The following is an 18468-nucleotide window of genomic DNA, read 5'->3' as shown; positions in this document are numbered from 1 at the left end:
TGGAAGCTGAGTAGCGTGCAAGGGTTTGCACCAATATAGTGCGCCATGCTGAGCGGCATCAGAAGAACGGCAAGATGCTGCTTTTTTCCTCTTCAGGCTTTTCGGCGAGGGGGCACTCGGGCCGTTGACCGTAATCGGCCGTGGCGCAGGGTTTGATGCGGCGCTTTTGCGCCAGGGACATGCGTTGCATGTGCAAGGGCTGGTTGGCGGTGCGTTCGACGATGCGGTCCTGCTCATCGAGGATTTCTACCGCCAGGTGATGGGTGCCTCGATCGATGTTGCTCAAGGCAAACACCGGACTCGGCCCCGGTGCGCCTGTCGGCTGGCCGTCGAGCAGCAGGCGGTAGCGGTGGCCTTTTTTCAGGCCGGGTTCGCTGGTGACGCTGACGATCAGTTCGCCTGCGGTGCTGCGTATCGTCGCGTCCGGCTCGGGTATCAACAGTCGGAGCATTTCGTAATGAAACAGGGGCTCGGGCCGGTCTTCGGCCATGGACGCCGAGGTTGTGCCCGGGGGTGGCGTCGGCATCCGGTTGCCGGGTGGCAGTTGGACTTTCTTCGCATTGCCGGGGCGCGGCTGATCGGTGAAGACGCGATTACCCTGGGCATCGATGTAGGTGTAGATCTGCGCCACCCCAGGCAGCGCCGCCAGCGCCAGGCTAAGCGCGAGCAGCCAGCGGATCATGGCTGGTGCACCCGCTGCACGGTGAACGTGACGGTTTCGCTTTGTTGCACGAGGGTGTCCCCGTCGATGACTTGAACCGCCAGACTGTGCTCGCCCCGATCGATGTTTACCAATTGCAGGCGCGGCACGTTGGTCGGCTGGCCGTAGGGTTGGCCGTCCAGCAGCAGCCGGAACAGTTGAGGGCTGCGCAGGCGCGGTTGCGCCCGCACCCCAACGGTGAAGATGCCGTTGTTGGCGCGCAGGGCTTCTTCGGTGGGGATGTCCGTCAGTTCCAGCACCTCGTAGGCATTGCGCGGCGCGTCGCCGTTGACGGGGGCTGGCGGTGTGTCCGGGCTGGCCGGGGATGGACGTTCGATACTGTTGAGCGGCGGCAACTCCACCGTCTGGGCCGGTACGCCTTGGGGCGGTTGGTTGCTATAGGCGGTGTTGCCGTCGGCGTCGGTGTACTTGTAGATCTGCGCGGCGGCGGGCAGTGCCAGCAGCAACAACAGGATGATTGAAAAGCCGCGACCCATGGAAAATCGACCGAAAACGAAAAGTGATGGGTGCAGCATAGGCCAGGGCGCAGGGTTGGCCCAAGTTGTTGCTCCCGCAGGGATCTGCTGTGAACACAAATCTTGTGCCCGATGCAGAACCCCTGTGGGAGCGAGCCTGCTCGCGAAAGTGTTGTGTCAGACGCTGAGATGTTGAATGTACAGGCCTCATCGCGAGCAGGCTCGCTCCCACAGGTGAAGGGGTGTTGTTCTAGGATTTTGTGGAGGTGCACAGCTCTCCGGTCGCTCGGATCAGGGCGAGGCGGTGCACCGGGTGTTGCTTGTTGTGGTGGGTGGCTCGGGCCAGCCATTGTGGGCACTGCGGGTCGGTGCGGTAGGGGGCGAAGTCGGCCAGTTGTTGCAGCAGGCGTTTTTGCAGTCGGTCGAGTTGTGGGCGGATTTGTCCCACCAGGTCCGGGCGTGGGAGGCTCGGGGCCTTACCTGCCAAGGCCCAGTCGGACAAGTTGATGTACTGCACCATTTTGTTGGCTTCTATCTGGGCGGCGAAAAACGCTTCCACGGTTTCGCCACTCAGTTTGTAGGCCGGCGCCTGGGCGACGGCGGCGGTAGTGACTTCGCGCTCGCGCTGGCGGTCTTCTACCGGCTTATGGCTGTCCCATTTGCTCAGCGCCACCTGATCGGCGAGGGCCAGGCGTTCGCCAATGGCATTGAGCAACGGGGTAAGGGCCTCGGGGGCGGGGGTAGGGGCGGCTTCGGCGGTGGAGGCCAGCAGCGCGGCAGACAGGGCAAGGCAGCGTTTGAAGCGCAAAGTCATGGTCAGTCTCGTCTTCTATTGGGGGAGCAGCGAGGCATCATGCACGTAACCTGCGCCCATAAAAAAGGCCTCCCGAAGGAGGCCTTTTTTTACTTCACGCCGTGCGTGGCGGCGTTTACTGGATCAGCAGCTGTAGTACAGCTCGTATTCCAGTGGGTGTACGAAGGTGCGAACCTTGATTTCTTCTTCGCTTTTCAGTGCGATGTAAGCGTCGATGAAGTCATCGCTGAATACGCCGCCCTTGGTCAGGAAGGCACGGCCCTTGTCCAGCTCTTCCAGGGCTTCTTTGAGGCTGCCACACACCTGTGGGATTTCCTTGGCCTCTTCAGGCGGCAGGTCATACAGGTTTTTGTCGGCAGCATCGCCAGGGTGGATCTTGTTCTGGATACCGTCCAGACCGGCCATCATCAGTGCAGCGAAGGCCAGGTACGGGTTGGCAGCCGGATCCGGGAAGCGCGCTTCGATACGGCGGGCTTTAGGGCTGTTCACGTAAGGAATACGGATCGAGGCGGAACGGTTGCGAGCCGAGTAGGCCAGCATGACCGGCGCTTCGAAGCCAGGTACCAGACGCTTGTAGGAGTTGGTCGACGGGTTGGTGAAGCCGTTCAGGGCCTTACCGTGCTTGATGATACCGCCGATGAAGTACAGGGCGGTGTCCGACAGGCCGGCATAGCCTTCGCCAGCGAAGGTGTTCTTGCCGTCTTTGGAGATCGACATGTGAACGTGCATGCCCGAACCGTTGTCGCCGTACAGCGGCTTCGGCATGAAGGTCGCGGTGCGACCGAAGGCATCGGCAACGTTGTGTACGCAGTACTTCAGGGTCTGGACTTCGTCAGCCTTCTTGACCAGCGTGTTGAACTTCACGCCGATTTCGTTCTGGCCGGCAGTTGCCACTTCGTGGTGGTGAACTTCGACGGTCTGGCCCATTTCTTCCAGTGCGTTGCACATGGAGGTACGGATTTCGTGGTCGAAATCGAACGGTGGAACCGGGAAGTAGCCGCCCTTGATACCTGGGCGGTGGCCTTTGTTGCCGCCTTCCACGTCCTGGTCGGACATCCACGAACCCTGTTCGGAGAAGATCTTGAACATGGAGCCGGAGATGTCGGACTTGAATTTGACCGAGTCGAAGATGAAGAACTCAGGCTCAGGACCGAAGAAAGCGGTATCGCCGATACCGGTGGACTTCAGGTATTCCTCGGCGCGGTGGGCGATGGCGCGTGGGTCGCGGTCATAGCCTTGCATGGTCGAAGGTTCGATGATGTCGCAGACCAGGATCAGGGTCGGCTCTTCGGTGAACGGGTCCAGGACGGCAGTTTCGTCGTCTGGCATCAGGATCATGTCGGAGGCTTCGATGCCTTTCCAGCCGGAGATGGAGGAACCGTCGAACATTTTCCCGATTTCAAAGAATTCGTCGTCCAACGCATCACGGGCCGGCATGGTCACGTGATGTTGAGTACCTTTGGTGTCAGTGAAGCGCAGATCAATCCACTTGACGTCATGATCTTTGATGAGTTGAACCGACTTCGACATATGTCCTCCGGGTGGCTTCGGGCGGGTAGTGGAGTGCCCTTAGATATGGGTGATGCCGGCGCGAATACTCTGCCAAGGCAACCTGCCTCACAAGGGAGCAAATTGCATGCCAGTGCCCCAGCATGGGTTTTCTGCACCAAATCCACGCTTTTATAGGCGTAAACCAAAGATTGTCAGACAATAACGCACCGCAATGTGGCGCCGTCAATCGATAATGACCTGTTTTGGTGCGTGCAAAACCATCTGCACATAAACTGGTTAAACCTTGAGCAATTTCCGCTATAATCCGCGCCCCCCTTTTTCGGCTGGCCGTTCGCGCGCTGTTTTCATGAAACTAATCGTAAAAGTCTTCCCCGAGATCACCATCAAGAGCCGCCCGGTACGGATGCGTTTCATCCGCCAGTTGGCCAAGAACATCCGTGCCGTGCTCCGAGACCTGGACCCGGCCGTGGTGGTGAATGGCGTGTGGGACAACCTCGAGCTGGAAACCCGTGTCAGCGAACCCAAGGTCCTGAAGGAAATGACCGAGCGCCTGAGCTGCATGCCGGGCATCGCGCATTTCCTGCAAGTCGATGAATACCCGCTGGGGGATTTCGACGACATCCTCGCCAAGTGCATGTTTCATTATGGTGATGCCCTGGCCGGCAAGATCTTTTCGGTGCGTTGCAAGCGTGCCGGCAAGCACCCGTTCAGTTCGATGGACGTGGAAAAGTACGTCGGCAGCCAATTGCGCCGGCAGTGCGGCGCCGCCGGCATTTCATTGAAAGACCCGCAGATCGAAGTGCGCATCGAAATTCGCGACCAGCGGCTGTTCGTGATCCACAGCCAGCACAACAGCATCGGCGGTTATCCGCTGGGCTCGCTGGAGCAGACCCTGGTGCTGATGTCCGGCGGTTTCGACTCCACGGTAGCCGCCTACCAGATCATGCGTCGCGGGTTGATGAGCCATTTCTGCTTCTTCAACCTCGGCGGGCGCGCCCATGAGTTGGGCGTGATGGAAGTGGCGCACTTCATCTGGAAGAAGTACGGCAGCTCCCAACGCGTGTTATTTGTGAGTGTGCCGTTCGAAGAAGTCCTGGGCGAGATTCTCGGCAAAGTCGATAACAGTCATATGGGCGTCATTTTGAAGCGTATGATGTTGCGCGCCGCTTCACGAATTGCCGATCGTCTGCAAATCGATGCGCTGGTGACCGGCGAGGCGATCTCCCAGGTGTCGAGCCAGACGCTGCCGAACCTGTCGGTGATCGACTGTGTGACCGAGAAGCTGGTCTTGCGGCCGCTGATTGCCAGCCACAAGCAGGACATCATCGACCAGGCCAATGAAATCGGCACCGCCGAGTTTGCCCGGCACATGCCGGAGTACTGCGGCGTCATCTCGGTCAATCCGAAGACGGCGGCCAAGCGCGGGCGGGTGGAGCACGAAGAGAAAGAATTCGACATGGCAGTGCTCGAACGAGCGCTCGAAAACGCCAGGCTGGTGCCGATCGATCGGGTGATCGATGAATTGGGCCAGGACGTACAAATTGAAGAAGTCGGCGAAGCACTGGCCGGTCAGATCATCATCGACATCCGTCACCCGGACGACGCTGAGGACGACCCGCTGAGTATCGCCGGCATCGAGGTAAAAACGATGCCGTTCTATGCCGTGAACGCGCGTTTCAAGGAACTGGACCCTACTCGCCAGTACCTGCTGTATTGCGACAAAGGCGTGATGAGTCGCCTGCATGCCCACCATTTGCTCAGTGAGGGGCATGCCAATGTGCGCGTTTATCGACCGAGCTAAGTGCCCGGGGCTGTTTGCCTGTGGCCTGCGTCACCGGCCCCCCGACGCCGCCGACAAGCTGTAACGGCTTTGTCGGACTCAACGTAAATCGCTGCCACGACCTGTCAGCACACCGAATCCTCTGATCGAGATACACAAGTGATCGAAAATCTACGCAACATCGCCATCATTGCTCACGTTGACCATGGTAAGACCACCCTGGTAGACAAACTCCTGCGTCAATCCGGCACTCTGGAGCGCAACGAGCTCAACGACGAGCGCGTGATGGACTCCAACGACCAGGAAAAAGAGCGCGGTATTACCATCCTGGCGAAAAACACCGCCATCAACTGGAATGGCTACCACATCAACATCGTGGACACCCCGGGCCACGCCGACTTTGGTGGTGAGGTAGAGCGCGTGATGTCGATGGTCGACTCCGTGCTGCTGCTGGTCGATGCCCAGGACGGCCCTATGCCGCAAACCCGTTTCGTGACCAAGAAGGCTTTCGAAGCCGGCCTGCGTCCGATCGTGGTGATCAACAAGGTTGACCGTCCGGGCGCGCGTCCGGACTGGGTCCTGGACCAGATCTTCGACCTGTTCGACAACCTGGGTGCCACCGAAGAACAGCTGGACTTCAAAGTCGTCTACGCCTCGGCCCTGAACGGTATTGCCGGTCTGGACCACACCAACATGGCTGAAGACATGACCCCGCTGTACCAGTCGATCGTCGACGACGTACCGGCGCCGAAAGTCGACCGTGACGGTCCGTTCCAGATGCAGATATCGGCACTGGACTACAACAGCTTCCTGGGTGTTATCGGCGTTGGCCGTATCGCTCGTGGTCGCGTCAAGCCGAACACTCCAGTGGTTGCCATCGACGCCGACGGCAAGAAGCGCAACGGTCGTATCCTCAAGCTGATGGGGCACCACGGCCTGCACCGCATCGACGTTGAAGAAGCAGCGGCCGGCGACATCGTCTGCATCAGCGGCTTCGAGCAACTGTTCATCTCCGACACCCTGTGCGACCCACTGAACGTCGAAGCGATGAAGGCGTTGACCGTCGACGAGCCAACCGTTTCCATGACCTTCCAGGTCAACGACTCGCCATTCTGCGGTAAAGAAGGCAAGTTCGTGACCAGCCGTAACATCAAAGAACGCCTGGACAAAGAGCTGCTCTACAACGTTGCCCTGCGCGTTGAAGAAGGCGACTCGGCCGACAAGTTCAAGGTCTCCGGCCGTGGTGAGCTGCACCTGTCGGTACTGATCGAAACCATGCGTCGCGAAGGCTTCGAAATGGGCGTTGGCCGTCCTGAAGTGATCATCCGCATGGTTGATGGCGTCAAGCACGAACCGTACGAAAACGTGACCATCGACCTGCCGGAAGAATCCCAGGGCGCGATCATGGAGCAAATGGGCCTGCGTAAAGGCGACCTGACCAACATGGTTCCGGATGGCAAGGGCCGTGTGCGCCTTGAGTACAACATCCCGGCTCGTGGCCTGATCGGTTTCCGTAACGAGTTCCTGACCCTGACCTCCGGTGGCGGCATCCTGACTTCGATCTTCGATCGCTACGACGTGATGAAGTCCGGCGACATGTCCGGCCGTCAGAACGGTGTTCTGGTATCGGTTGCGACCGGCAAGGCACTGACCTACTCGCTGGAAACCCTGCAAGCGCGCGGCAAGCTGTTCGTCGAGCACGGCCAGGATATCTACGAAGGTCAAATCGTCGGCCTGAACAGCCGCGACAACGACCTGGGCGTGAACCCGACCAAAGGCAAGAAGCTCGACAACATGCGTGCTTCGGGCAAAGACGAAACCATCGCCCTGGTTCCGCCGGTCAAGTTCACCCTGGAGCAAGCGCTGGAGTTCGTGCAGGAAGACGAACTGTGTGAAGTGACGCCTAAGTCGATTCGCCTGCGTAAGAAAATCCTTGGCGAAAGCGAGCGTACTCGTGCTGCCAAGAAAAGCGGCAACTGAGTTTCGACTTAGTTAGCCGTTAAAAAAACGCCCCCGGTCGCGAGATCGGGGGCGTTTTTTTATGCCTGGGTTTATGTAGCGTCTATTAAGGCCTCTTCGCGACGATAGATCAGACGCTAAAAAATCAGCAGTCGATCAGAATTTGTCCAACGTCCGCGGATTGCGCTCGCGCTCCACTTCCTTGGGCTTGTAGGCGCAATAGCCCGGCCGTGGCCCAACCCGTGGATGGTTGCGGCAGGTGTCCGGGCGTTTCTCGTAAATGGTGCACAAGCGGCTCTTGCGGTCCAGATAAAGGCAGTCATTGTTGCTCATGCGCTGGAGCGTGAAGATCTCCGACTTCTGGTTATAGCGCTCGACGATCCCTTCCTTTTGCAGGCGCTTGGCGATGTTCTTCGGCGGGTCGCCCAGTTCGAACTCATCGACGATGCCGATCCGGATCAGGTCCTTGATCTTGACCTCTACCGGCAGTGTGCAGCAGCTCGACACGCAGGAACCGCACATCGGGGCGGAGTACTTGGCCCAGGTATCGAGTCGGTCGATCTCCGCGGCGGCGATCAGGTTGGGCTTCATCATCACGGTTTACCAGCATGCATCAGGGCGCGCGATCATACCGGGACTGGTGAAATTTTGAACGACCATCCGCCAGTTTTTTTTCATCCCAGCCAAACCCGCCCGGATCGGCACGCCCCCTGCATTCATTCGACCATCCGGCAACTCCCTGGCGGCGATTCCCCGACATCTGGGGAAATCCACCGAACCAAGCGCCTGTACCGTCTGTCAGACTGCATAGGCTCAGACAATTCCATGCTCGTTCGAGGTCTTATCAATGACTCAAGAACCACTTGTTCGCGAAGCCGAAGTTGCTGCATTTCGCGATGCCGTGTTGACCAAGCTCACTTATGCCGTCGGAAAGGACCCGGATCATGCGTTTGATCACGACTGGTTCGAAGCCATCGCCCTCGCCGCTCGCGACCACATGGTCGAACATTGGATGGACCACACGCGACAGATCTACCGCAAGGGCCAGAAGCGCGTCTATTACCTCTCCCTGGAATTTCTCATCGGTCGCTTGCTCTACGACAGCCTGAGCAACCTCGGCCTGTTGGACACGGCACGTGAGGCTCTGACCGAACTGGGCGTGGACCTGGAGCGTATCCGCCTGCTTGAGCCCGATGCGGCACTGGGCAACGGCGGTCTTGGCCGCTTGGCTGCGTGTTTCATGGAAAGCATGTCGACCCTGGGCATTGCCGGCCATGGTTACGGCATCCGTTATGAACACGGCCTGTTCCGCCAGGCTATCGTTGACGGCTGGCAGCAGGAGCAGACCGAACACTGGCTGGATTTCGGCAACCCCTGGGAGTTCGAGCGGCCGGAGGTGGCCTACCCGATCGGCTTTGGCGGCAGCGTCGAGACCGTGACCGATGAGGCGGGTAAAACCCGGCAGGTCTGGTCCCCGGCGGAAACCGTGCGGGCCATTGCCTATGACACGCCGGTGGTGGGCTGGCGCGGTGCCAGCGTCAACACCCTGCGCCTGTGGCGTGCCCGGGCCATGGAAGAGCTGCACCTGGAACGCTTCAACGCCGGCGACCACTTGGGTGCGGTAGCCGAAGTGGCCCGGGCCGAAAGTATTTCCCGTGTGCTGTACCCGGCCGACAGCACCGAGGCTGGCCAGGAACTGCGTCTGCGCCAGGAATACTTCTTCGTGGCTGCCTCGCTGCAAGACCTGCTGCGCCGTCATCGCAACATGCACACCTCGGTACTGACCCTGGGCGACCACGCCGCGATCCAGCTCAACGACACTCACCCGTCCATTGCCGTGGCCGAGTTGATGCGTCAGCTGGTGGATGTCTACGACGTGGCTTGGGACGCGGCCTGGCAGATCACCCAGGACACGCTGTCCTACACCAACCACACGCTGCTGCCCGAAGCCCTGGAAACCTGGCCGGTGGGGCTGATGGAGCGCATGTTGCCCCGGCACATGCAGATCATTTACCTGATCAACGCCCGGCACATCGATTCACTGCGGGCCAAGGGCGTGCACGATTTCGATGTGCTGCGCTCGGTTTCGCTGATCGAAGAGGACAATGGTCGCCGAGTGCGCATGGGCAACCTGGCGTTCCTCGGTTCACACAGCGTCAACGGCGTGTCCGGGTTGCATACCCAGTTGATGCGCAGCACGGTGTTTTCCGAGTTGCACAAGCTCTATCCGCACCGGATCAACAACAAGACCAATGGCATCACCTTCCGCCGCTGGTTGTTCCAGGCCAACGCCGAATTGACCTCGATGATGGTCGATGCCCTCGGCCCGAGCGTGCTCGACAACCCCGAGGAACGCTTGATCGAACTGGAGCCGTTTGCCGACAAGCCAGCGTTCCGCAAGCAGTTCGCCGAGCAGCGCCTGCATAGCAAAAAAGCCCTGGCGTACCTGATTCACGAGCGGCTGGGCATTGCCGTGAACCCGGCGGCGATGTTCGACGTGCAGGTCAAGCGGATCCACGAGTACAAGCGCCAGTTGCTCAACTTGATGCACACCGTGGCGCTGTACCAGGCGATTCGCGCCGAACCGGAAGTAGACTGGGTGCCGCGGGTGAAGATTTTCGCCGGCAAGGCCGCCGCCAGTTATCACCAGGCCAAGCTCATCATCAAGCTGACCAACGACATCGCCCGGGTGGTGAATAACGACCCGACCGTGCGCGGCTTGCTCAAAGTGGTGTTCCTGCCCAACTACAACGTCAGTCTGGCCGAAAGCATCATTCCGGCGGCGGACCTGTCGGAGCAGATATCCACGGCGGGTTTCGAAGCGTCGGGCACCAGCAACATGAAGTTCGGCCTCAATGGTGCGTTGACCATCGGCACCATGGACGGCGCCAACGTGGAGATGCATGAGCGCGTCGGCGGTGAACACATGTTCATCTTCGGCCTGACCGCTGAACAGGTGGAAGCCCGCAAGCAAAACGGTGAATTCAGCGCCGCGCCGGATATCGCCGCCTCCCATCGGCTCGGCGATGTGTTGCAGGCGATTCGTGGTGGGGTGTTCTCTCCAGATGATCCGATGCGCTACGTCGGGCTGGTGGACTCGTTGGTCGATTACGACCGCTTCCTGGTCTGCGCCGATTTTGACGCCTACTGGGAGGCCCAGGTCAGGGTCGATGAATGTTGGCACGACTCCACACAATGGTGGCGTTCGGCGGTGCTCAACACCGCGCGCATGGGCTGGTTTTCTTCGGACCGGACCATCCGCGAATACGCCACCGACATCTGGAAAGCCCTGGAGTAGCATTCACTGTAAGAAGTGTGAGCGAAGCCCAACGGCGGTTGGGCTTCGTCGATATACTAGGCGCCAGTTTCGCCGGGCTGGGGTGTGGCCGGGCTCAGTTGTTGGCAGCGCTGACAATCCAATGTGGGAGCGGGCTTGCTCGCGAAAGCGGAGTATCAGGCAGAAATGATGTCGCCTGACACGCCGCCTTCGCGAGCAAGCCCGCTCCCACAAGGTTTGTGCTGTTCCACTAGACTGAGTCAGGCACCGCATCACCCCGGTTACGCCCGCAATGGGCCGCTTAGGGATATCGACCATGCAATGGATCTTGATGCTGTTGGGCCTGGCACTCGGCTGGGTGGTGGACGAGTCGTTCGCCGATGCGCTGATAGGCGCGTTGGTGGGGCTTGGCATCGCCCAGTCGTTTCGATTGGGGCGCCTGGCTACCCAGGCGGCCAAGCAGCAGATGTTGTTGCAAGAAACTCAGCAGAGCCTGCTCACGTTGGAAGCCCGTCTAGCGGTTCTCGAGCGCGGTAAGGTCGCCGAATCGAGTGATCCGGCGCCAGCGCCCGAGGTTGTCGTGCCCCAGGCCCAGAAGCCCGAGACGCCTACGGAGCCAGAGCTCGTCTGGGAATTGCCGCCAGACCTCGAACCCGTTCCCCCGATGGCCACCCAGGCCAGCCAACCGTTGCCTGATGACGTTTGGAAACCCGCGCCAACCACATCCAGTCGCCGTGCCGAGCGCGACTTCGCGCCGCTGCCCCTGGATTCGATGGTTTCGAAACCAGCAACTTCCCGTGGCCCGAATCTGTTCGACCGCGCCGTAATTGGCGCGCGCAACTGGCTGTTCGGCGGCAACACGGTGCTGCGGGTCGGCGTGGTGCTGTTGTTCCTTGGCCTGGCGTTTTTGCTGCGCTACGCCACCGAAGGCATGGTGGTGCCGATCGAGTTGCGTTACGCCGGTGTCGCGGCCAGCGCGTTGGGCCTGTTGGGCCTGGGCTGGTGGTTGCGCCAACGCAACAGCAGTTATGCGTTGATGCTCCAGGGCACCGGGATCGCCGTGCTGTACCTGACGGTGTTCGCGGCCATGCGCCTGCATCCATTGCTCGACTCCAAAGCGGCCCTGGGCTTGCTGGTCGCGGTGACCGTGTTCTCGGCAATCCTGGCGATTACCCAAAACGCCCTGGGCCTGGCTGCGGCTGCGGCGCTGGGTGGGTTTGCCGCGCCGATCCTGACCTCCACCGGCAGTGGCAATCACGTCGCCCTGTTCAGCTATTTCATCCTGCTCAACGCCGGCATTCTCGCGATTGCCTGGTTCAAGGCCTGGCGCCTGCTCAACCTGATCGGCTTTGTCGGCACCTTCGGCATCGGTTTCGCCTGGGGCCTGCGTTCCTACACGCCAGAACTGCTCTGGAGCACCGAGCCGTTCCTGATCCTGTTCTTCCTCATCTACCTGGCGATTGGCTTGCTGTTCACGCGGCGTAAATTGCTGGAGATGAGCGATGCTCCCCAAGACGCCAGCCGCGACGCGCTGTTGCACTGGTCGGCGCGCAAGGGCGATTACGTGGACGGCACCATGCTGTTCGGCCCGCCGCTGGTGGGCTTCGGCTTGCAGTTCGCGTTGGTGCAGCATGTTGAGTTCGCCGCTGCGTTCAGCGCCCTGGCCCTGGGCATGATCTACATGGGCCTGGCGCGGGTATTGATGGGCGGTCGCGCCCTGCTGCTGGCGGAAACCTGCCTTGCCCTGGGGGTGATTTTTGCCAGCCTGGCGATCCCTCTGGGGCTCGATGCCCGTTGGACCGCCGCGGCGTGGGCCATGGAAGGCGCGGGGATCTTCTGGCTGGGCCTGCGCCAGCAGCGCCCATTCGCCCGGGCCTTTGCCTTGTTGCTGCAATTGGGCTCGGCACTGGCGTTTGTCAGCGAATTGCGTATCGGCGACGCCAGCCTGCTCGATGGTTCAGCGCTGGGCGCGTTGATGCTCGGCGGCGCCTTGCTGTTCACCTTCTACCAACTGCACAAGGCTGAGCCTGAACACAGCGCCCATTGGGAGCGCCAAGGCTTGCCGGTGCTGGCTGTGCTGGGGTTGAGTTTCCTCTATCTACTGGCACCGCTGTTCTTCTTCACCCACGGCACCGCCATTGCCTGGGCCCTGGCTGGATTGGCGACGCTGTTTGTTGGCCTGCGCCTGCAGTCGCGCAGCTTTCTGTTCACTGCATTTGGGGTGCAACTGCTTGGCGGTGCGCTGTTCCTGCTGCGTTTGCAAGGCGCCGAAGTGGATTCGACGGCGGTGTTCAGCGCGGGCTGGAGTGGTTTGCTCAGCGCCTCGCTGATCGGCCTGGCGTTGATTGGCGGCATGTTGCTGGCGGCCCGTGACAACATGGTGCGCAACGATGTCCGGTTGCTGCGCGGCTTGTCGGTGGTGTTACTGGCGGGGCTGGTGCTGATCAATCTTGCGGTGCTGTTCGTCCTGCCGTGGCAAACGGCGAGCGGTGTGTGGGCGGCCAGCGGCCTGTTGATCATCTGGCTGAGCCTGTACCTGAAACAACGTGTGAGCTTTGTCTTCGGCCTGCTGCTGCAATTACTGGGCGGTGCGGCGTTCCTGACGGCGGGGCCGGCGTTGTTGGGGCCGCTCAATGCCGAGGATCTCCGACCGCTGGCCCACAGTGGCTTCTGGACGCCGCTGGTGCTGGGGCTGGCAGCGCTGGTGGGCGCATGGCGCCTGCAACGGGCGCACGCGGCGCAGGAACTCAAGGTCTTGAGCTTGCAGCGCCTGTCCGAACTCCTGCTGATCTGGGGGGCCGGGTGGTGGGCGTTGGCGTGGGTCAGCGAAGTGTTGCGCTTTGCCCCGGCGAACCTGCAAGGCAGCTGGCTACTGCTGGTCGCGGCGACCAGCGTGGCAGTGTGGACGGTCTTGGCGCAGCGTTTGAAATGGCCGGCGCTGGGGCTGCTGTGCACCTTGCTGATTCCGGCGGCGGGCTGCGTGCTCGTTGCGGCTTGGCACAGCCACTATCACCCGGCGGCGGATTTTGGCTGGCTGGCCTGGCTGGCGGTATTTGCCGTGCATTTCCTCTCTCTCAAGCGCCTGGCGCCGATGCTGCCCGCCCCGGCGCGCAGTACGGCCCATGTGCTCGGCTGTTGGTTGCTGATGGCGGTGTTGATGCTGGAGTTGCGTTACGGCCTGCTGTTGCTGTCTGAGCAATACAACGCCTGGCGCTGGCTGGCCTGGGCGATCCTGCCAGGCCTTTACCTGGTGCTGATGGCCTCGCCGCGTACCTGGCCGTGGCCGGTGTCGGCCCAACCGCGCGAATACCGTGTCTACGCGGCGGCGCCGATGGCGCTGTCGATGCTCGGTTGGTTCTGGCTGACCAACACCTTCAGCGATGGCAACTCAGCGCCACTGCCTTATGTGCCGTTGCTCAATCCCTTGGAGCTTGGCCTGCTGTTTGCCTTGTTCGGTATCTATGTGTGGGCCCGCAGCGCCGTGGCGCAATCGACGAACCGTTGCAATCGCGTCGGGCACATCACCCAGTTGATCGCCGGTGTGTCGCTGTTCGCGTTCTTCACTGCCCTGGTGATGCGCAGTGCTCACCAGTGGATGGGGGTGCCATACGAGTTGGATGCGTTGCTTGAGTCGATGTTCGTGCAAGCCGGGTTGTCCATTGTCTGGACCCTGATTGCCCTGGGCCTGATGATCGGGGGGCATCTGCGCCACCGCCGTGAAGTATGGTTGATCGGCGCGGCGTTGATCGCGGTGGTCGTGGCCAAGCTGTTCTTTGTCGAATTGAGTAACCGTGGCGGTCTGGCGCGGATCGTGTCGTTTATCGGCGTGGGTGTATTGCTATTGGTGGTGGGCTACTTCGCGCCGCTGCCACCCAAGCGCCCGGAGACGGTCGCGCAGGATGAGCCGCCTATGCCTGTCAGTGAGGGAGTGTCATCTTGAGTCGCAAGTTGAGTCGGATCGGGCTGGGCGTGGTGGGGTTATGGGCGGCATTGTCGGCCGTGGCCCAGGAGCAAGCGGCGGATTTCGCCCATCAGGTGCCATTGGCCTTGAGCGGCGAAGGGCCGTGGTATCGCCTAACATTGCCACTGAACGTTCAGCTGCAAGCGCGGCAGACCGACCTGAGCGACCTGCGGGTCTTCAACGCGGCCGGTCAGGCCCAGGCCTACGCCTTGGTGCGTGAGTCGGCCCAGAGCCGGGAAAATCGCACCCTCACCGACGTGAAGTGGTTCCCGCTGTACAACGCCGCCGATGACAACGAACGCGCGCCCAGTGTGCGCGTGCAATCGAGCGCCAACGGTACCTTGGTGGAAGTCCAACCCTCCAGTCGGCTCGAAGCGGGGGAGGAGGCGTTGCGTGGCTGGTTATTGGATGCCAGTGCGATCAAGGCGCCGTTGCAGCGGTTGGTCCTCGACTGGACCAGTGAACGCGACGGTTTCCAACGGTTCACCATCGAAGCCAGTGATGATTTGCAGCACTGGCAGTCATGGGGGGAAGGCCAGGTGGCGCGCTTGACCTTTGCCGATGAGCGGGTCGAGCAGCATGAAGTGACCTTGCCAGGGCAAGCGGCGCGCTATCTGCGGTTGTTGTGGGATTCGCCGTCCTCCGCGCCGATCCTGACTTCGGCCCAGTTGCAAAGCGCCAGCCGCGAAAGCCTGCCGTTGCCGCTGGCCTGGTCGCAGCCATTGGCCGGCAGCACCGCGAAGGCCGGTGAATACACCTGGCAGTTGCCCATGGGGCTGAACATCGAGCAGGTGCAGGTCGAGCTGAGCGAGGCCAACAGCCTGGCGCCGGTGACCTTGGCCGGTCGCCGTGAAAGCAGCCATCCGTGGCAACCGCTGGGCAGTGGCTTGCTCTATCGCCTGACCCAGAACGGCCAGGATGTGCTGCAAAATCAATTGCAACTGTCCGGCCAGACCGTGCAGCAATTGAAATTGACCGTGGACGAGCGTGGCGGCGGCTTGGGTAGCGAAGCCCCGGCCCTGCGCTTTGCCGTGCGCCCGACCCAGGTGGTGTTCCTGGCGCGCGGCGAAGGGCCCTACAGCCTGGCCCTGGGCAGCGCGACAGTGAAAACGGCCAGCTTGCCCTTGACCACGCTGGTGCCTGATTACAAACCGTCGCGCCTGGCGACGCTGGGTACGGCGACCGTGAACGACACGGCCACGTCGACGCCGACCGTGGTCCCGGCAACCGCGCCTGCAACGGTCGATATCCGCTGGAAGAAAATCGGCTTGTGGGCGGTGCTGCTGCTCAGCGTGCTGTTCCTCGCGGCGATGGCGTTCAGCCTGTTGCGCAAGCCACCGGTCAAATCCCCGTAGGAACGCAGGTTGGCAGGCCCGGATATGAACTCAATCCACCATTCCCCGTCTCATAGGAGGAATTAAGTCCCGACTCGCGCTAAACTGCGCTGGTTTTTCCGCCCCCTATTCTTCGGAGCCGTCCATGTCCCGCGTTACCTTGAGTCGCTATTTGATTGAGCAGACCCGCAGCAACAACACCCCTGCCGATCTGCGCTTTTTGATCGAAGTGGTGGCGCGTGCGTGCAAGGAGATCAGCCACGCCGTCTCCAAAGGCGCGCTGGGTGGCGTCCTGGGCAGCATGGGCACCGAGAACGTGCAGGGCGAAGTGCAGAAGAAGCTCGACGTGCTGTCCAACGAAATCCTGCTCGAAGCCAACGAATGGGGCGGCCACCTGGCCGGCATGGCGTCCGAGGAAATGGACAATGCCTACCAGATCCCGGGCAAATACCCCAAGGGCGCCTACCTGCTGGTGTTCGACCCACTGGACGGTTCGTCGAACATCGACATCAACGCACCGGTCGGCACCATCTTCTCGGTACTGCGTTGCCCGAACGAGTACCTGAGCCAGAACGAAGCCTTGAATGAAAAGGCCTTCCTGCAGCCAGGCACCGAGCAGGTCGCCGCCGGTTACGCCATCTACGGCCCTCAGACCATGCTGGTGCTGACCCTGGGCGACGGCGTCAAGGGTTTCACCCTGGACCGCGAGATGGGCAGCTTCGTACTGACCCACGAAGACATCACCATTCCTGAAACCACCCAGGAATTCGCCATCAACATGTCCAACCAGCGTCACTGGGAAGCCCCGGTAAAACGCTACGTCGAAGAATTGCTGGCGGGCGAAGAAGGTCCGCTGAAGAAGAACTACAACATGCGCTGGGTTGCTGCGATGGTTGCCGATGTGCACCGGATCCTGACCCGTGGCGGTCTGTTCATGTACCCGCGCGACAACCGTGAGCCGTCCAAGCCGGGCAAACTGCGGCTGATGTACGAAGCCAACCCGATGTCGTTCCTGGTGGAACAGGCCGGTGGCGCTTCCACCGACGGCCACCAGCGTATTCTCGATATCAAGCCCGAAGGCCTGCACCAGCGTGTGGCCGTGTTCCTCGGTTCGAAAGAAGAAGTGGCGCGCGCCACGGCTTACCACAAGGAGTGAATCATGGCCGAGCCTTGGCAGCCTTTGCTCGATTGGTGGTTTGGTTCAACCCAAACGCCGGACGAAATAGCCGCTGACAAGGGCGCGCTGTGGTTTGGCAAAGGCCATGATCGCCAGGCGCAAGAGCGCTTCGGCGAATGGGTCGAGCAGGCACTGGCCGGCGGATTGACCGATTGGGCGCAACGCCCGGAAGGTTGGCTGGCCCTGGTGCTGCTACTGGATCAACTTGCGCGGATGATCTTTCGCGACACCCCCAAAAGCTTTTCCGGCGACCTGCGTGCTCAAGCACTGGTAGCCCGAGGCCTGGCGGCGGGGCTCGACCGAGAACTCAAGCCGATCCAGCGTGTATTCATTTATCTGGTACTCGAACACTGCGAAAACCTGGCGGTGCAGAACGAGGCTGTGTCGCGGTTTATCGACTTGGTGCGAGAACAACCGGAGGCGCAGCGGGCGGTGTTTGAAGACAACTTGGACTATGCCGAACGGCATCAGAAGATCATTGCCCGGTTTGGGCGCTTTCCCCATCGCAATGCGGTGTTGGGGCGCGAGTCCACGGCTGAGGAAGTGGAATTCTTGAGCAGGCCTGGGTCAAGGTTCTAAATGGTGTTGCGGATGCTATCCCCATCGCGAGCCTGCTCGCGATGGGGCCCGCCAAAACACTAGATCCGGAAACTACCCACCAACTGCTGTAACCGCACCGCTTGCTGTTCAAGGTCGGCACAGGCCCGCAAGGTGGCTTGCAGGTTTTCCACACCCTCCTGGTTCAGGGTGTTGATCTCGGTGATGTCGACGTTGATCGACTCCACCACGGCCGTCTGTTCTTCGGTGGCGGTCGCCACGGACTGGTTCATGCCGTCGATTTCACCAATACGCTGGGTCACGCTGCCCAGGCGTTCGCCGGCCTGGTTGGCAATGCCGACGCTGCTTTCGCTCTGGCGCTGGCTATCGGTCATGGTCAGTACCGCTTCCCGGGCGCCCACTTGCAGCGCTTCGATCATCTTCTGCACTTGCTTCGCCGAGTCCTGGGTGCGGTGGGCCAGGTTACGCACTTCATCGGCCACCACCGCGAAGCCGCGCCCGGCTTCTCCGGCACGGGCTGCTTCGATGGCGGCGTTGAGGGCGAGCAGGTTGGTCTGTTGGGAGATGCTGGTGATCACCTCAAGAATCTGACCGATGTTCACCGTGTTGCTGTTCAAGGTTTCGATGTTGGCGCACGAATCGCTGATCTTGGCCGACAACTGCTGCATGGCCGCGATGGTTTTATCCACCACGTGTTGGCCGTCTTCGGCCTGGTTACGGGCATCGCTGGAGTGTCGCGAGGCGAGGGCGGCGTTCTGGGCGATTTCCTGGGCGGCGGCACCGAGCTGGTTGATGGCCGCGGCCACGCTGCTGGTGCGCGAAGCCTGCTGGTCGGAGTTGAACATCGATGAGTTGGACGCGCTGACCACGCGCAGGGCGACTTCGTTGACCCGACCGGTGGCCGAGGCCACTTCGCGGAT

At 61.1% G+C, this 18468-nt stretch carries 13 protein-coding genes; 7 read left to right on the top strand and 6 right to left on the bottom strand.

Annotated features, from left to right (window positions below; translation table 11 throughout):
• Positions 1-58 precede the first annotated feature (58 nt).
• The 4 genes from AACY42_RS17075 to glnA form a co-directional block, all read right to left on the bottom strand.
• Complete coding sequence (locus tag AACY42_RS17075) at positions 59-682, bottom strand: DUF4124 domain-containing protein (protein ID WP_339481101.1); 624 nt, start codon at positions 680-682, stop codon at positions 59-61.
• Positions 679-1197 carry a DUF4124 domain-containing protein gene (locus tag AACY42_RS17070; protein ID WP_339481100.1) on the bottom strand — a complete coding sequence of 173 codons (519 nt, stop codon included), beginning with the start codon at positions 1195-1197 and terminating at the stop codon, positions 679-681. The genes AACY42_RS17075 and AACY42_RS17070 overlap by 4 nt, the downstream gene beginning before the upstream one ends.
• A 229-nt stretch (positions 1198-1426) precedes the next feature.
• Positions 1427-1990, bottom strand: a complete 564-nt coding sequence (locus AACY42_RS17065; RefSeq protein WP_339481099.1) for a chorismate mutase — start codon at positions 1988-1990, stop codon at positions 1427-1429.
• Positions 1991-2113: 123 nt separating this feature from the next.
• Positions 2114-3520 carry a type I glutamate--ammonia ligase gene (gene glnA, locus AACY42_RS17060; RefSeq protein ID WP_057449143.1) on the bottom strand — a complete coding sequence of 469 codons (1407 nt, stop codon included), beginning with the start codon at positions 3518-3520 and terminating at the stop codon, positions 2114-2116.
• A gap of 328 nt (positions 3521-3848) precedes the next feature.
• Between glnA and thiI the strand changes: the two genes are divergently transcribed.
• Entirely contained in the window at positions 3849-5303 is a 1455-nt protein-coding gene (gene thiI, locus AACY42_RS17055) for a tRNA uracil 4-sulfurtransferase ThiI (RefSeq protein ID WP_339481098.1), read from the top strand.
• A 138-nt stretch (positions 5304-5441) separates the two neighbouring features.
• Complete coding sequence (gene typA / locus AACY42_RS17050; protein WP_339481096.1) at positions 5442-7262, top strand: translational GTPase TypA; 1821 nt, start codon at positions 5442-5444, stop codon at positions 7260-7262.
• Between the two features lie 135 nt (positions 7263-7397).
• On the opposite strand, the gene AACY42_RS17045 is transcribed toward typA, so the two are convergent.
• On the bottom strand, positions 7398-7835 hold the full coding sequence (locus AACY42_RS17045) for a YkgJ family cysteine cluster protein (RefSeq protein WP_003196865.1): 438 nt from the start codon (positions 7833-7835) through the stop codon (positions 7398-7400).
• Positions 7836-8088: 253 nt separating this feature from the next.
• Between AACY42_RS17045 and AACY42_RS17040 the strand changes: the two genes are divergently transcribed.
• The 5 genes from AACY42_RS17040 (at position 8089) to AACY42_RS17020 (ending at position 17569) form a co-directional block, all read left to right on the top strand.
• On the top strand, positions 8089-10539 hold the full coding sequence (locus AACY42_RS17040) for a glycogen/starch/alpha-glucan phosphorylase (protein ID WP_339481095.1): 2451 nt from the start codon (positions 8089-8091) through the stop codon (positions 10537-10539).
• A gap of 295 nt (positions 10540-10834) precedes the next feature.
• Entirely contained in the window at positions 10835-14458 is a 3624-nt protein-coding gene (locus tag AACY42_RS17035) for a DUF2339 domain-containing protein (RefSeq protein ID WP_339481093.1), read from the top strand.
• Positions 14455-15834: a DUF3999 domain-containing protein gene (locus AACY42_RS17030; protein ID WP_339481091.1), complete on the top strand. Its 1380-nt coding sequence runs from the start codon at positions 14455-14457 to the stop codon at positions 15832-15834. Before AACY42_RS17035 ends, AACY42_RS17030 begins: the two co-directional genes overlap by 4 nt.
• Positions 15835-15958: 124 nt before the next feature.
• Positions 15959-16969: a class 1 fructose-bisphosphatase gene (locus tag AACY42_RS17025; RefSeq protein ID WP_339481089.1), complete on the top strand. Its 1011-nt coding sequence runs from the start codon at positions 15959-15961 to the stop codon at positions 16967-16969.
• A 3-nt stretch (positions 16970-16972) separates the two neighbouring features.
• The gene (locus tag AACY42_RS17020) at positions 16973-17569 is read left to right on the top strand and encodes a DUF924 family protein (protein ID WP_339481087.1); all 597 of its coding nucleotides are present in this window, start codon (positions 16973-16975) and stop codon (positions 17567-17569) included.
• A gap of 59 nt (positions 17570-17628) precedes the next feature.
• Here the strand turns inward: AACY42_RS17020 and AACY42_RS28690 are convergent, their stop codons facing one another.
• Positions 17629-18393, bottom strand: a complete 765-nt coding sequence (locus tag AACY42_RS28690; RefSeq protein ID WP_445261518.1) for a methyl-accepting chemotaxis protein — start codon at positions 18391-18393, stop codon at positions 17629-17631.
• Positions 18394-18468: the final 75 nt, after the last annotated feature.

Origin of the sequence: Pseudomonas sp. RL_5y_Pfl2_73 (assembly GCF_963970515.1) — a bacterium.
Lineage (GTDB): Bacteria > Pseudomonadota > Gammaproteobacteria > Pseudomonadales > Pseudomonadaceae > Aquipseudomonas.
Note: the sequence above shows the minus strand (reverse complement) of the source record. Positions and strands in the feature narration are given on the sequence as shown.

Coding starts and splice junctions, on each gene's coding strand:
- AACY42_RS17075 (WP_339481101.1), bottom strand. CDS start 682: ATGATCCGCTGGCTGCTCGCGCTTAGCCTGGCGCTGGCGGCGCTGCCT.
- AACY42_RS17070 (WP_339481100.1), bottom strand. CDS start 1,197: ATGGGTCGCGGCTTTTCAATCATCCTGTTGTTGCTGCTGGCACTGCCC.
- AACY42_RS17065 (WP_339481099.1), bottom strand. CDS start 1,990: ATGACTTTGCGCTTCAAACGCTGCCTTGCCCTGTCTGCCGCGCTGCTG.
- glnA (WP_057449143.1), bottom strand. CDS start 3,520: ATGTCGAAGTCGGTTCAACTCATCAAAGATCATGACGTCAAGTGGATT.
- thiI (WP_339481098.1), top strand. CDS start 3,849: ATGAAACTAATCGTAAAAGTCTTCCCCGAGATCACCATCAAGAGCCGC.
- AACY42_RS17045 (WP_003196865.1), bottom strand. CDS start 7,835: ATGATGAAGCCCAACCTGATCGCCGCCGCGGAGATCGACCGACTCGAT.
- AACY42_RS17040 (WP_339481095.1), top strand. CDS start 8,089: ATGACTCAAGAACCACTTGTTCGCGAAGCCGAAGTTGCTGCATTTCGC.
- AACY42_RS17035 (WP_339481093.1), top strand. CDS start 10,835: ATGCAATGGATCTTGATGCTGTTGGGCCTGGCACTCGGCTGGGTGGTG.
- AACY42_RS17025 (WP_339481089.1), top strand. CDS start 15,959: ATGTCCCGCGTTACCTTGAGTCGCTATTTGATTGAGCAGACCCGCAGC.
- AACY42_RS17020 (WP_339481087.1), top strand. CDS start 16,973: ATGGCCGAGCCTTGGCAGCCTTTGCTCGATTGGTGGTTTGGTTCAACC.
- AACY42_RS28690 (WP_445261518.1), bottom strand. CDS start 18,393: ATGTTCAACTCCGACCAGCAGGCTTCGCGCACCAGCAGCGTGGCCGCG.